Genomic DNA, 15,650 nt, shown 5'->3' with positions numbered 1-15,650 from the left:
AGAATGGCTGGCAATCACCTGAGTGCACAGGATGTACTGAATCTGGTTAAGTCAAAGAAACTTGATCCGCAACAAGCTGCTTTACAGTTAAAGGCGTTGGCACGACAAACGCTCAAAGAAGTCGATGGCCAGGATAAAGAAAGCGCAAACGACAAGCGTGAACAGGTTAAGTATCACCTGAAAGCTTGTTTTGAGAAGGTTCTGCAAAGAAAGCTCACGGAAGAGGAGTTGGATAAATCCTTTGCCGAGTTGGGCGTTGATTCTATGATTCTCGTCCAATTGGTTGAGGTCATTAATCAAGTATTTTCGGTCAACCTGAAGCCCAATAGGCTATTCGACTACCCCTCTATTGAAACACTTGCACCATATGTTGCAAATCAGGCTGATCTGTCCAGTCTTCAACAGCCTTCAAGAGATCGTGCAATAACCGCCGTCGCTTCTCAACGCGCTGGAGATATTGCCGTCATAGGCATGTCTGGCCGGTTTCCCGGCGCAGATAGTGTCCATGAATTCTGGGACATGCTTGCATCTGGAACCGGTATGATCGGAGAAGTACCCTCTGTTCGCTGGAATACAGAAGAATATTTTGACGCTGACCACAGTGTCGAAAACAAAAGCTATAGCCGGTGGGGCGCTTTTCTCGACAGGATTGATCAGTTTGACGAGCGATTTTTCAATATTTCTGGAAAGGAAGCCAAACTGACCGATCCTCAGCAACGCTTGTTTCTTGAGCAGGCCTGGGAAGCCATGGAAGATGCTGGCTATGCCAGTCACCGTATCGGCAATCGCCGCTGCGGAGTATTTGCCGGGGTCGGTAATGGTGATTATCAGGGTCAAATGCATCAGGCAGACATAAGTCATGCAGCTCAGGCATTTATGGGAAATGAGAATGCTATTCTCGCTTCCAGAGTAGCATACCTGCTGGACCTGAAAGGCCCTTGTCTGGCTGTGGACACGGCTTGTTCGTCTTCCTTGGTTGCCGTGCACTTAGCCTGCCAGAGTATCTGGAGTGGCGAAAGTGATTATGCATTAGCCGGTGGCGTATTTATTCGCACGTTACCAGACTTTTATATCTATGCCAGTAAGGCCAATATGCTTTCGCCGACTGGTGGTAGCTATGCGTTCGATGCGCGGGCTGATGGGTTCACCCCAGGAGAGGCCGTTGGGGTGATCATGCTTAAGCCGTTGGAGCAGGCTATCGCTGACAGAGATAACATCCATGGTGTCATCAAAGGATCTGCTACAAACCAGGATGGCAGAACCAATGGCATTACGGCGCCCAGCGTAAAATCACAAGCCGAGCTGCAAAAGGGATTATATCGACAATTTGATATTTTTCCCGGATCAATCAACTATATCGAAACTCACGGCACGGGAACCAAGCTGGGCGATCCCATCGAAATCGATGCATTAAACCAAAGCTATGGGATGCAAGGCCAGCCAGGGATATGCCCGATTGGTTCAGTCAAAACCAATATCGGTCATACGGTAACCGCTGCTGGAATTGCAGGGGTGCTTAAAGTCTTGATGGCATTAAAGCATAAAGCGCTGCCCCTTCCCTGAACTTTGCGCACGCCAATCCCGACATCGATTTTGACTCAACCCCTTTCTACGTCAATACCACACTGGCCCCCTGGCATCCCCAGAAAAATGCAGTGAGAAGGGCAGCTATCAGCAGCTTCGGCTTTAGTGGAACTAACGCTCACGTGGTGATTGATGAAGCACCGGACAGAACGCCAACAGACACCCCCATGGTCAATAGACCGCAGGTGATCGTGCTGTCTGCCAGAACAGACACAGCATTAATGGCAGCCATCAGGAATTTACATCAATGGTTGGAAGACAATGGTGATCAAAACAGGCTGATCGATATTGCCTATACCTTGATGGTGGGACGACAACACTTCAAGAAACGCTTCGGAATGGTCGTGAACAGCATTTCCGAACTTAGGCAGAAGCTATCTGATGTGCTTCAGTCTGGGCCATTGACTGTCCCTGTGCAGGATCTCGTATCCCGCTCTGACATCTTGCCGGGCGGGGCACAAGAAGGTGGGGATGTGCAGATCGCTATGGAGAGAGAACTGCAGCTGTTGATTGGCAATGCTGAGACTGGCGATGATGAGGAAATTGTCCGTCTTCAATGGCTCGCCGCCTGTTTTGAGCAGGGCCACGATTCAACCGCATGGGAGCGTTGGTATGCGGCTGGGGGGGCATGCACGATTTCGTTACCGACTTATCCTTTTGAACGTAAGCGTCACTGGTATGATCAGTTGCTCACAACAAGTTCTGAAGAGAATTCAGAAGCCCATACAGTTCATTCTGGGCCATTGAGACTGTCGGATAGTAAAGCAGCTATGCTGATGTTTGATTTCCAAAGCGATGAGGTATCGGTAGAGATCAGTTCTCACGGTATTGCCTTGGTAAAAATGCATGATCGAGCCAATCGCAATATGCTAACCGATAACCTATTGGCGGGGTTACGCCATATATTTCAACAGATCAATCAAAGTAGCAACGTTAAAGTGGTTGTGCTGACAGGCTACGATAATGTGTTTTGTATGGGCGGCACTGCGGAAATGCTTAACGATTTGTCAGAGAATAAAGGCACCTTTGCAGATAATGCTTTTGTCTATCGAGGCCTGCTGGACTGTAAGGTGCCGGTCATTTCTGCCATGCAAGGGCATGCGTCCGGCGGAGGCTTAGCATTCGGTTTGTATGGCGATATCGTGATTCTGGCCGAGCAGGGGGTCTACAGCGCGAACTTTACTAAATACGGTTTCACACCTGGAATGGGGGCGACACTTATTCTGAAACGGCGATTTGGTGAGAACCTGTCAACCCGGATGATGTATACGGCTAGCGCTTATCGGGGGGAAGAGTTAAGGTCCATGGCTCCCGAACTGTTGTACTTTTCATCGGAAAAAGTGTTGCCTGAAGCGCTGGCGATTGCGGCTCAGATTGCAGACAAACCGCAGTTGACTCTGGAAACACTGAAGCAGGGTTTAACCAGAGAGATGAACGCTCAACTGCCAGAGGTGATTGATTATGAACTTGAAATGCATCAAAAGACCTTTTCTCAATCAGAGGTAAAAGCCCGTCTGCAGGCGCACTTTGAAAGCTTGAAGAAGTTTAACCAGGGAGTTAGGCAACAACCGTTAAACGCTTCAATGTCAGCCTCAAATTCGGACAGCCATTCTTCTAACGGCGAGCTTGCCAGTCCTATCAACCTCTTTGAGATGCGGCTTCATGACGTATTGCCCCATCAGGAACCCGCCTCAAAAAAACATCCGACAGTCTTTGTCGAGAGAGATAAGGATCATCTGATCAAGCAACTTGGCGAGATAGTCGAACGTATTATTCAGGTCTCGATCAGTGACGACGATTTGTATGAGAATTTCCATTCTTTGGGAATGGACTCCATTAACGGGGTTGAAATCATACGCGATATCAATAAAACGTTGCAGACCCAGTTGGAGGTGACAGCGTTATATGACTACCCAACGCTAGATAAGTTAACAGAACATGTATTGTCTGCCTTTTCCTCGATAAAACGAAACGATTCGAAAGAAGCGTTGGAACAGAAAAACCGCAAAGCAGAATCTAAAGCTGATCGGAAGCCTGCCGATCTGCATGTGTTTACCAAACAGATCACGGAAATTGTCAGTCGAATATTGCATGAAAACATTCGCCAGGAAGATCTTGAAGAGAACTTCTCTAGTCTGGGTGTAGACTCAATTTCCGGAGTCGAAATTATTCGGGATTTGAATAAACATCTGAATGCAAATCTGGAGGTGACGTCTTTATATGACTATCCAAGTATTTCTAAATTGGCTCAGTACGTCCTTGATGTCTTGCCATCCGTAGCTTCTGAAATCGCAGTAGAGCCTCCTGTAAAAGTGAAAGGTATTCAAGAAGAACTTCATATTGACATCAAGAATGAGGTATCAAATAAAGAAAATATTGCTAAAGAAATTGTGACGCTGCGACAAAGCGCCACCTCCGGCTCTATTCGGTTAAGGGAAAAACGAAAGAAAGGGGATACGATACAGTTTGTTGAGGCTCCGAAGGCGACAAGGGTCAGGCTAAGACCGACAGGTAAATCTTCATCTTCGGAACAAGCCATTGACCCAATCCAGGTTTCGAAACAACACTCAAATGATATTGCCATTATCGGGATGTCGGGCCAGTTTCCTGGAGCGAACAACACAGAAGAATTTTGGAGCAACCTTGCTGCCGGTACAGCCAGTATCACGGAAGTACCGATCAGTCGATGGGACTATCGTGAAACCTTTAACGAAGACACTCACGCAGATGGTCAGAGTTATAGTAAGTGGGGTGGTTTTCTAAATAATCCCGGGCAGTTCGATCACGAGTTCTTTAATATTTCACCCTTGGAGGGTGAAATCATGGACCCTCAGCAAAGGTTATTCTTACAGGAAGCTTATAAAACCTTCGAGGATGCAGGGTACAGCGACACGGATTTGGCTGGCTCCCGCTGCGGAGTCTACGTAGGTGCCACCTTCAGTGACTATGACGAGGTGCTGACATCGGTTTCACTGGATCGAACTTCTCACGCATTTACCGGTCTGGCGCCCTCCATATTAGCGGCAAGAACAGCATACCATCTGAACCTTAAAGGTCCCTGCCTGGCAATTGATACTGCGTGCTCTTCTTCCTTGGTGGCAGTCCATTCAGGATGTCAGAGTATTCTTAACGGCGACTGCGATATGGCTCTGGCCGGCGGGGTGTATATGATGCACTCACCTCGAATGCACATTCAGGGAAGCCAGTCGAACATGCTGTCACCGACAGGAAAGTGCAGGCCATTTGGCGCCGGTGCCGATGGCATTGTGGTTAGCGAAGGTGTTGGCGTTGTGCTGCTGAAACGACTGACTCAGGCAATCGCTGATAAGGACCACATCTATGGCGTTATTAAAGGAAGCGGCGTAAATCAGGATGGGGCGACCAACGGCATTACGGCTCCAAGCGTCAATGCTCAAAAGCAGCTGGAAATTGATGTTTACAATAAATCAGGGATTGATCCTGACACCATCTCATTGGTAGAAGCGCATGGCACTGGCACCGCCCTTGGTGACCCGATCGAAATCAATGCTTTGCGCAAAGCATTTGCCGAATTTACCTCGCGCCGTCATTTTTGTGCAATTGGGTCAGTGAAAGGCAATGTCGGTCATACAACCATGGCTGCCGGGATCACGAGCCTAATCAAGGTATTGTTAAGTTTTGCTCATCAGCAAATTCCACCGTCTCTGAATGCTGAAGAAGAAAATGAACATATCAATCTTAACGACAGTCCGTTCTATATCAACAAGACCTTGAAGGACTGGCCAGCGAAAAATGAGCACAAGCGCCGGGCAGCTATCAGTTCATTTGGCTTTAGCGGAACCAACTCACATCTAGTTGTTGAAGAGTTCCCGTCCAAAAGGCCACTAAAACCCAGACAGGGAAGGGTGCAAATTATTCCCCTTTCAGCCAGCAACGAAACCGCTTTAATGCAAAAAGTGAAAGATCTGCTTCACTGGCTTAGACAAGCCCCTGCAGAAACCAACCTGGAGGACATTGCCTACACGCTGCAGATCGGTCGTAGCCACTTTGCCCTTCGACGAGTGCTGGTTGTAAGCAGTCTGGATGAACTCGAAGAAACGCTCCTTTTCATGATCAATGATGGCCGGACTGGCGCCACGGAAACAAGCGCCAAGCCACAGCAGCCCCGTACTTTACCGTCGGGACTGGAGACAGCAGATCATGCCGGAAGCATTGAAGGATTGGTAAATCACTACCTCAGCGGGCATTTGCCTCAGTGGTCAGTTTTATATGGCAATGAGCAATGTCATAGGATACCTCTGCCAACATATCCGTTTAACACCAGAGAACTCTGGCCGTCAGCACATCAGGATCGGGTGGCACAACCAGAAGTGCGTCCGCCATCAGCTACGGTAAACAATCAAGTGTTTCAATCCGTTCCATCCGGAAAATCGATAACAACTGCCGCATTGCTGGCTGATCTGTAGTTCAAAGGGAGTGAGTCATCATGGAATCAAACAGACAATCATGCAGCGTATTGGTCATTGGCGCAGGCCCTGCGGGTTTGGCAGCCGCTAAATGCCTTACCGAAAATGGACATCGGGTGACAGTTTTCGAAAAAACGGATGAACTTGGAGGTATTTGGGTTTTTCGCCCCGGACATGATGGCGGTGCCTACAAAAGTACGCGTTTTCAAAGCTCCAAATTTACTAGCCACTTCTCGGATTTTCCGTTTGAGGAGGAGGCTGATACGTTTCCAACGGTCAAAGATGTGAATCGCTACCTCCATCGTTATGCAGAGGCCTTTACACTGAAACCATTGATACGATATCGCCATGAAGTGAAACGACTGACTTACGATGGATCCCGGTGGGAAGTCGTATTTAGCTCGGATTTTAATTCGGATTTAAAAGAGAAGTATGATGCAGTCGCCATTTGTTCTGGTTGTTACTGGTCCCCCTTGTTACCTGATGTCAGTGGTTTAGAGCGCTTTACCGGTGAGATCATCCACTCCAGCAATTATCACGATACAAACATCCTCAAAGGAAAGCGTGTTCTTATTGTTGGAAACGGTGTCAGCGGAATGGATATTGTCGCTGAAGCAGCCGAGACCTCTGAGCAAGTCAGTTGGAGCTTGCGCAGGAAAAACTGGATTATGCCCCGTATCGTCGGTTTCATACCCAACGATTGTACCGTTAGCCCCATTCGCAGGGCTGTATTCAGCAAGACTCCACGAAATGACGTCCTGAAAAAATGGCGTGCCAGCATGCCTGATTTCATGAGGGATTTCGAAGAGAGTGGATTGATGCCGGATCACTCACATCAGAATAGCGTGCTGCATATCAATGATAATGTCGTCAGTAAAGTTGCAAAGGGAGACATTGATATCAAGCCCGCCCTGAGTCGCATTGAAGGCGACACGGTTTACTATGTTGATGGATCAAGCCAGATCGTCGATGCAATTGTCTTTTGTACGGGCTACCGCTTTTCTTCACCGGATTTCCTTCCAGAACTCGCTATTGAAGAGGGCTTGTACGAAGGCGTCTTTCACCCAGATTTTCCTAAACTGGCTTACATCGGCAATGTCTGCAAGCCAGTCAGAAGAGCGACAACCAATATCTTCCCTGTCACTGAATTACAGTCCAGGTGGTTCAGCCATATACTCAGTGGAGAGGTGGAGCCGCCCACGCGGGATGTGATGCTGAGTGCTCTGGAACGTTGGGAGGGAGTCAATATCGACGAACTTTACCCGATATCCCTTGCTGAAAAATTCGGTGCATTTCCTGATCCCCGTGAGAACTGGTCTCTCTACTGGGAGCTTCTCAATATACCTTCTTATCCCTCACTATTCAGGTTACAGGGCCCAAACCCTTGGCCTCAAGCAAGGCAATATATTGATGACGTGAAGGCAAGGACCTGTCCTCCGAACTTCATGACGCCTGAGATTGAGAAATACAAATATGTCTTGCTGAGCAGGTTGGGTCAGTCGTCTCTGATGCATTTACGCAATACGCATCAGATTGATTCAAATGAGCTGAATCTTGCCCTTTCTGTAATCAATGGGGAACAACAACACGTAGCCGAAGAGGGGCGAGATAGCGATATCGATGAAGACGTAAAATCAGTCTTAAAAGAGCTAGTCTTCGATATTTTGAAAATTGACCCAGGCACTTTAAGCACGCAGCAGCCCTGGTTAGCTCTGGGCTTCGATTCCATCACATTGACTAGGCTGGCCAACCGGATCAATCAACGCTTTCCGAGCGTTAAATTAAGCCCAGCAGCGTTTTTGCAGCATACCACGCTTGACAAACTGGCCGTAGAAATCGTTGCAAAGCATCAAAAACCGACATCTGACCAAGGTTTAGCGTCGACAGGCTCAAAAAATACAGAAGGTCAGGTGGAAGTAAGCGAACCGAATATTGAGAATAATCCGACTCTTGTGTCGTGGCTGAGCAATACGATCTATGATCTTCTCAAGGTCGATATTACTCAGGAAAACCTGAATACACCTTTTGTGGCGCTTGGCTTTGACTCTATTTCGCTGACTCGTCTGGCAAACGATATTAACCGGCGATACAAGGATCTGGCCGTTGCCCCTTCAATATTTATTGAGTATCCAACCGTTTCGGCCCTGTCTGCATATTTAGCAAAAGAGTTAGCACAAGATGTGGTGCATACCCAGCAAGACAACCGGGAAAATTGGAAGGCTGAGCAGACGAATCTACAGCAGAAAAGAAAAAACCTGAATAGAAAGACTGACGAGATTGCCATAATAGGTCTCGCCGGTCGTTTTCCGGGTAGCGAAAGCATTGTCGATTTTTGGCACCAATTGAAAGAAGGTCAAAGCATGATCAGTCTGGTGCCGAAGGAGCGATGGGACTGGAGGAAAATCTACGGAGACCCCTTGACCCATAGCGACAATACCGATTGTAACCACGGGGGGTTTATCAGGGGGCAGCGCTATTTGATCCTCTGTATTTTAATATTTCTCCCAGCGAAGCCAGACTGATGGATCCCCAACAGCGGATTTTTCTCGAAGTCGTTGAGCAGTGTCTGCAGAATGCCGGATACAGTCGAGATGCAATGAACGGTAGCCATACCGGTGTGTATGTGGGTGTTGCCCGGTTTGATTACGCCAGTCTCATTGCAGACAGCAACGACCGAACTCATGGTTATGCCAATACCGGAAATACGCATGCGATTTTAGCGAATCGAGTTTCCTACATCTACGGCTGGACGGGGGAAAGCCTGGCCATTGATTCCGCATGTTCAAGTTCGTCTCTGGCGATTCATAAGGCTGTGAAAGCCATTTCATCGGGCGAATGTGACCAGGCGGTGGCAGGTGGCGTGAATCTGATTCTCAGTCCGACCACATTTATATCAAATAGAAAAATGGGGCTTCTCAGTAACGAAAGTACAGTTCGTTCCTTTGACCAGACGGCTAGCGGCTACCTGAGTGGTGAAGGTGCCGGAGCGGTTCTGTTAAAACCACTTTCTCGAGCCCTGGCAGACGGCGACTTTGTGTACGCTGTGATCAAAGGCAGCGCTGTCCGGCATGGCGGAAACGGAGCCTCGCTGACAACCCCGAATCCCAAGATGCAGGCACAGGTGATTCGCGACGCCTACGCCGATGCTGGCATATCACCCTCGCAAGCCTCGTATATTGAAGCTCAGGGCGCAGGCAATGTGATGGGAGATTCAGCAGAGCTAAGTGCCTATCACGAAGTGTTTGATTCGAACGAGGCACCAGGGAAATCAATCGGCATCGGAAGCATCAAAGGGAATATCGGGCACCTGGAAACAGCTTCCGGAGTTGTTGCCTTGATTAAGGTTTTGCTCGCGATGAAGAATCAACAGATACCGCCCATGTTGCACGCAAGTGAATGCCGACCCTATTTTTCAATGGATAAGGGACCGTTTTACTTTCCATCCCATACACACCCTTGGAAGTCGTCGACGAATCATCCCACGGTGGCCAGTCTGCATAACTTTGGATACGGTGGCGTCAATGTTCATTTGGTTCTTCAGGAATATAGCCGACCGGCACCACTGCTAAACCATCGATCAGAGCGTAGCCTGATCGTGCTTTCGGCGGGTACCAAAAATCAACTAACGCAGTATCTGAAAAGCATCAGGGATTATCTGACAAATCCTGAAGTCGCCATTTATGGCGCTGAATCCACGCTTGCCGATCTGGCATTCACCTTGTTTTGTGGCCGCCCACAGTTGTCATCTCGCCTACACTTTATTGTGTCATCAAAGGCCGAACTTATTGGAAAGATAGATCATTACCTGAGGGAGGGGCAGGTCTCTGAAATAAAGTCGATTGATTTAAAATCGATTCCAGTCAGTGAAGATGGCCAGCCCATATTAGAAGATTTATCGAGGGATGAAAAACTCCTGACATTGGCAGCATTCTGGCACGCGGGAAATATTATCGACTGGCAACGCCATCAATTGGAACCTCACGGCTGCCGAACGCCTTTTCCATGCCCTGACTTCGATCGGGCAATTTATTGGCCAGTAAATATCGATGAATATTCTGAAGCCTCCCGAAATCCCATGCTTGGTCATCATTGCGCTACAAGAGCACAGCCTCAATACAAGATTGAATTTACCGGGAGCGAGTTCTTTTTTGCTGATCACCGGGTAGGGGAGGATAAGATTCTGCCTGGGGTTGCTCACCTTGAAATGGCGCGTTGTTCCGCCGAAGATGCCGGACTGAATGTCTCTGTGATGAAAAATATCATGTGGGGACAGCCGATCGTGATTCGTGATCAAAATTTGGCGGTAGACTGCTCAATTCGAGTCAAAGACGAGGCAGCACAATCCCACTATTTTGAGGTGCATTCGGGAGAGAACTTCTATTGCAAAGGGACTGTTTTTCATACCGAGAGTTCACATTCAACTCCGAATCTTATCAGGCTGGAGACGCTGCTAGAAAGCTTCAACCAGGTGCTTGAACACGATGCCATCTATCATCAATTTGGACTTCGAGGACTACACTTGGGGCCCGCTTTCCGTCCTTTGCGTAAAGTCTGGTTTAACAGCGAACAAGCTCTCGGACAACTGGATATCCCTTCTGGAATCCATTCTTCATCCAAAGGTTTCTACCTACATCCTTCAATTATGGATGGCGCTTTACAGACAATAACTTCACTCGTGTCGGGAGACTTATCCAACCGTCTCTATCTTCCATTTTCGCTCGGTCAGATCTGTATTTATGCACCGGTGAACGAGCCATGTTACGCCCTGAGCGAACGTATTCAGAGCTTTACTGCTCAGGATGATAGCCTCTTGCAGTTTAATATCACGCTTATCGCGGGTGATGGGCGAATATTGGCCGAGTTAACGGAGTTCTGCGTCCGGTTATGGCATGAAACACCAGAGCAGGAAGAGCAGAAGGGGGGCGAGCAGACGACGGCAGAGTTGATCCTTGCCCAAAGTGTCAGTCAGACGGTCGTGAGTGATTCGTTAGAATCGATAGGAGGCTGCTTTGATCATGTTCCATCTGTTCTGGCTATTGATATTGGTCAGTACAGCGTGATATCCGAAAGATTGCCTTCCGAAAATAACGGCTCCCCTCACGTTCTTCATTGGCGAATGGGAGAAGGAATAATTCAGGATCGTATCACGGCAGCACAATTCAGCTTCAAGGATAGCGATGATATTAACCCGTGTATTGAAGAACTTCTGGCAGAGAAGACTTTACCTTCATGTATTTTATTGACGATGCCCGCGACTTCTGAAAATCCTGGTGGATGGATATTTGAAAGAGTATTCAGGTTATTCAAGGGGTTGGTATCCAAGGTCGGCAAGGAAACACAGATTATTTGTGTCGACATGAACAAGACCATTAGCCCATGGAGTAAGGCGATCTTGTCTTTACTCAGGTCTTTGTCCAAGGAATCTCTTCTGCTGCAATGCCGATATGTGCATTTTCAAGGGGTTACCGAAAACTCTCTTGCTATAGAGGCAATCCTGGCCGAATTTTCCAGGTCAGATACAGACGATATATGCATTGATGCAGGGCGCCGCAAACAGGAATATCTGAGGCAATTAGATGTAGTCACCGATAGTGTGATTTGTCAGCAGCCTGATTCATACGACAATTCACCCATCAAACACGGTGGCGTTTATCTCATTACCGGTGGGATGGGGAAGCTGGGCGTAATTTTCGCCCGTTATCTCGCTGCCCACGGTGATGTTCGTCTGGTTTTGGCGGGAAGCTCTCCGATAGATGAAGATAAGCTCAAAGTGATTCATGAACTAGAGAGCAAGGGGGGGAGCGTCAGATACTTCAGAACCGATTTCAGCAATCGGGACAGTGTCAGTCAAATGCTGTCTGCAGTGCAAGCGTGCTTCGGTCAGCTCAATGGCATCTTTCATTGTGCGGGTCGCACCGACGATAACTATCTGATCAATAAGTCGTTGACAACCACTGCCAGTGTGATCAATCCCAAAGCGATAGGTGCAGTGCTACTTGATGAGCTCACGGCGGATCATGCATTGGATTTCTTTGTTATGTCCTCTTCGCTTGCCAGTGTGGTGGGAAATGCAGGTCAAACCGACTACGCCTATGCCAATGGTTTTTTGGATAGCTTTGCCACATATCGAAATTCACAAGTCGAAGGGGGTAAGCGCTCTGGCGCCACTTTATCCATCAACTGGCCATTATGGCGAGATGGCGGAATGACATTGGCGACAGCCCAATTGGAGTGGATTGAACAGAATTTGGGATTGTTACCGATGCCTGCTTCTGAAGGCTTGAAGGCCTTGAATTATGGATTGTTGAGTGGTCTCAGTCGCTTGGTTGTGCTCTATGGGCACAAGCACAAATTGATCAATCAATTTAATCTGCAGGCTTTGGAAGAAGCGCCTCAGGCATCATTACAGGTCAGTGGCAGTTTCACTCCTGACACATTTCAGTCCGTCCGGGAAACGTTATTACAACTTTTCGCTGAAAAGTCTCGGATCCCTACAGATTCCATAGTTACAACGAAGCATTTATCCTCCTATGGTATGGACTCAATGATGGTGATGGAACTGACTCGTTCGCTGGAAAACGACTTCAATGACCTCCCCGGGACATTGTTTTTTGAACATCCAACAATTGATGCGGTGGCAAGTTATTTGTGCGAGAAATATCGCGGTAATCTCGATTCTATGTTAAGCCGTCGATTCAAAGAACCTTCCAGACAGGTGCCAAATACCTCGTCACCGGTCGAAGAAGGGCAGGCCACGCTAGCGATGCTTTTACAGAGCCTCCCGGTAAAAAGTCAAATTCAGAATATTTCGGTCTCCCCTGAGATAAAGCTGGAAGTCATCACTATGGGACAGGGCAGTCCATTATTGTTCATCCCCGGGTTTGGCATGACGGCTCAATTGTGGCTTCGTCAATTAGAATACTTTGTTGCTCACCACCGCATCATTATTATTCATCCACCTGCCCACGGTAAAAGTGACGCTAGTGATGATGTTTCCCCCTCAAAAATTGCGCAATACTTCGTTCAGGTGCTAAAAGCAATGAATATCCATGAGTCTGTTGATGTGGTAGGGACATCCTATGGAAGTCAGATTGCCCAATGCCTGGCGGCCAGGCACAGCGCAATGGTGAACACGCTGACAATCGCTAACGGCTTTTATGAGCTCAAAGACAGGTTCAGCCCGACAGACCCATTTGCTGGAGGCATCATATCGTTCGGAGGTGAGCTGTGGCTGGAATTCAATGAACAGTCCTTGCAAGAAAATGAGAAGCTTCATAAGGACTACCTGTTCATTAAAGACAGTATCAGCCTGGATTCAGTTGACGCCTTAACTTATATCGATAGCTTTACCAAAACCTCTACTCGGGAAATATTGAAAGACATCAAAGTTCCCACGCTGATGATTAGCGGAACCGGAGACAGACTGAGTACCCGGGAAGTGAACAACACCATGCACGATTTAGTGTCTGGAAGCCAGTTTTACAGCATAGAAGGTGCCGGGCATTTTGCCTGTGTTACTCATCACCGAGAATTCAATGAGACACTTAATCACTTCATCTCTCGCCGTAAAGAGATACCGTTTGGAGAATTGACGCATGAGAATGTGGATTAACTTTTAATTCCACGCGACTGATCAATCAAAATTGAATAAAACAAAGCCAAAAAAGGAAGATGGAATGAGAGTAGGTATTGAGGCAATCAATCTTTATGCCGGTGTCGCCTGCATGGACGTTTTAACGATTTTTAAGCATAGAGAGCTGCAAATCGATCGATTTGACAATCTCATGATGAATAAGAAATCAGTTGGCTTGCCGAATGAAGATGCGGTCACTTGTGCCGTGAATGCCGCTGTAAAACTGATTAGCAGTATGGCGCTGGAAGATAAGGACCGGATCGAGATGGTTATTACCTCGACTGAATCCGGCGTGGATTTTGGGAAATCAATCAGTACGTACATCCATGACTATTTAAAGCTGAACAGTGCTTGCCGGGTATTTGAAGTAAAGCAAGCCTGTTATGGAGGGACGGCCGCACTGCAGCAAGCCGTTAACTATGTGGCGTCCGGAGTGTCACCCGGAGGTAAGGTGTTGGTGATTGCAACCGATATCGCACGCCATGCAAACCTGAACTACGCGGAGCCGACACAATCGATCGGTGCAGTTGCCATGCTGGTAAGCGATAATCCGCAAATACTGGAAATAGATTTTGGTGCAATAGGCCAGCACAGCTATGAAGTCATGGATACATGTCGGCCGGAGACGGAACTGGAAACGGGAAATCCTGACTTGTCTTTACTTTCTTATCTTGATTGTCTGGAAAATTGTTACAAGCGATATGAAGAGAAAGTAGAAAATTCTGATTTTCGCCATACCTTTGACTATTTGGCGTTTCACACACCATTTTGCGGGATGGTCAAAGGCGCTCATCGGAAAGTGATGCGTTCCCTTTATCGTACCAAACCCAATGAGATAGACATTGACTTTACCGAGCGGGTCAAACCTTCACTGAGCTATTGCCAGGATGTCGGTAATGTCTATTCTGCCACTTTGTATTTTGCCTTATGTGGCATCATCGATAATGCTGACTTTGACGATGAAAAACGCGTCGGCATGTTTTCATACGGCTCGGGATGTTCTTCGGAGTTTTTTAGTGGCGTTATCCTACCTTTTGCAAAGGAAAAACTCGCTGAAATGAAAATAAAGGAACGTCTTGAGCAGCGATACCCCCTGAGTACGGAAGAATATGAGTTATTGCTGAAACTGAATTCGGAATGGACGTTTGGTATCAAAGATCGATTCGTTGATCTTACACCGTTTAAGAACATTTATGAGAAAACGATGGCGGGCAAAGGCTTATTAGCCCTTGTTGGTATTGAAGACTACCATCGCAAATACCAGTGGACTTGAACCCACTTTGAAGGATTACGGCTGATGTATTACTACGATTTATCCCCGAGATATTCGGAAACCGATGCCATGGGGCATATTAATAACACGGTTCTTCCTGTGTGGTTTGAGAAGGCCAGGGATCCGATATTTGAATTGTTTATGCCAGGGCGAGATTTATCCAAGGCTAATTTGATTACAGTGAAATATGAGATCGAGTTTAGCAATGAGATACGTTATGAAAATGATGTGCAGATTTCGACAGGCATCAAGAAGATTGGAAATTCATCTCTCACAGTTGTACAGAGGCTAGTACAAAACGATGTGCTGTGTGCAATTGGCCAGACGACCATTGTTCATTTTGATTACAAGACAAAGAAACCGGGACCCATACCCGAGACCATACGCCAACAACTCGAAGCACATATTCTATCGTTGAAGTCACCACGAATTTAACAGATCACAGTAAAAAGGAATTCACATGGATAAGAGCGCAATTTTTGATGTCATCATAAACAATATTGAAGAGATTTTGCCGCAAATTCCCCGCGAACAGATTCGCTTGGATGGCAGTCTTGTAGAGCTTGGCGCCAACTCTATCGACCGGATGGAAGTTGTTACTTTTTCAATGGAAGATCTTGGAATCAAGGTCCCTCTGCAATCATTAGCCAAAATCGACAATCTTGCTGGCTTGGTAGATCTGTTTCACAAGCATTTGCACGAATCAGCCTAAGGA

At 47.4% G+C, this 15,650-nt stretch carries 6 protein-coding genes and 1 pseudogene; all 7 read left to right on the top strand.

What is annotated here, in order from left to right; genetic code table 11:
• Positions 1 to 3 precede the first annotated feature (3 nt).
• The 7 genes and pseudogenes from KDD30_RS22170 to KDD30_RS22140 all read left to right on the top strand — a co-directional run bounded on the left by KDD30_RS22170 (position 4) and on the right by KDD30_RS22140 (position 15,647).
• Positions 4 to 1,563: a type I polyketide synthase gene (locus tag KDD30_RS22170; protein ID WP_211650749.1), complete on the top strand. Its 1,560-nt coding sequence runs from the start codon at positions 4 to 6 to the stop codon at positions 1,561 to 1,563.
• Complete coding sequence (locus tag KDD30_RS22165; RefSeq protein ID WP_371826131.1) at positions 1,560 to 6,029, top strand: beta-ketoacyl synthase N-terminal-like domain-containing protein; 4,470 nt, start codon at positions 1,560 to 1,562, stop codon at positions 6,027 to 6,029. The genes KDD30_RS22170 and KDD30_RS22165 overlap by 4 nt, the downstream gene beginning before the upstream one ends.
• Positions 6,030 to 6,049: 20 nt before the next feature.
• Positions 6,050 to 12,715, top strand: a pseudogene (locus KDD30_RS24935) (phosphopantetheine-binding protein).
• A gap of 77 nt (positions 12,716 to 12,792) precedes the next feature.
• On the top strand, positions 12,793 to 13,641 hold the full coding sequence (locus KDD30_RS24930; protein ID WP_371826130.1) for an alpha/beta fold hydrolase: 849 nt from the start codon (positions 12,793 to 12,795) through the stop codon (positions 13,639 to 13,641).
• Between the two features lie 64 nt (positions 13,642 to 13,705).
• On the top strand, positions 13,706 to 14,935 hold the full coding sequence (locus KDD30_RS22150) for a hydroxymethylglutaryl-CoA synthase family protein (protein WP_211650745.1): 1,230 nt from the start codon (positions 13,706 to 13,708) through the stop codon (positions 14,933 to 14,935).
• Positions 14,936 to 14,959: 24 nt separating this feature from the next.
• The gene (locus tag KDD30_RS22145; RefSeq protein WP_211650744.1) at positions 14,960 to 15,370 is read left to right on the top strand and encodes a thioesterase family protein; all 411 of its coding nucleotides are present in this window, start codon (positions 14,960 to 14,962) and stop codon (positions 15,368 to 15,370) included.
• 25 nt (positions 15,371 to 15,395) lie between these two features.
• Entirely contained in the window at positions 15,396 to 15,647 is a 252-nt protein-coding gene (locus tag KDD30_RS22140) for an acyl carrier protein (RefSeq protein WP_211650743.1), read from the top strand.
• Positions 15,648 to 15,650: the final 3 nt, after the last annotated feature.

The sequence above is a fragment of the Photobacterium sp. GJ3 genome (assembly GCF_018199995.1).
Classification (GTDB): domain Bacteria; phylum Pseudomonadota; class Gammaproteobacteria; order Enterobacterales; family Vibrionaceae; genus Photobacterium.
The sequence above is the reverse complement of the archived record's forward strand: the minus strand, read 5'-3'. Positions and strand labels throughout refer to the sequence as shown.

What these genes read in the sequence shown, in the direction of transcription:
- KDD30_RS22170 (WP_211650749.1), top strand. Translation starts at nt 4, where the DNA reads ATGGCTGGCAATCACCTGAGTGCACAGGATGTACTGAATCTGGTTAAG.
- KDD30_RS24930 (WP_371826130.1), top strand. Translation starts at nt 12,793, where the DNA reads ATGCTTTTACAGAGCCTCCCGGTAAAAAGTCAAATTCAGAATATTTCG.
- KDD30_RS22150 (WP_211650745.1), top strand. Translation starts at nt 13,706, where the DNA reads ATGAGAGTAGGTATTGAGGCAATCAATCTTTATGCCGGTGTCGCCTGC.
- KDD30_RS22145 (WP_211650744.1), top strand. Translation starts at nt 14,960, where the DNA reads ATGTATTACTACGATTTATCCCCGAGATATTCGGAAACCGATGCCATG.
- KDD30_RS22140 (WP_211650743.1), top strand. Translation starts at nt 15,396, where the DNA reads ATGGATAAGAGCGCAATTTTTGATGTCATCATAAACAATATTGAAGAG.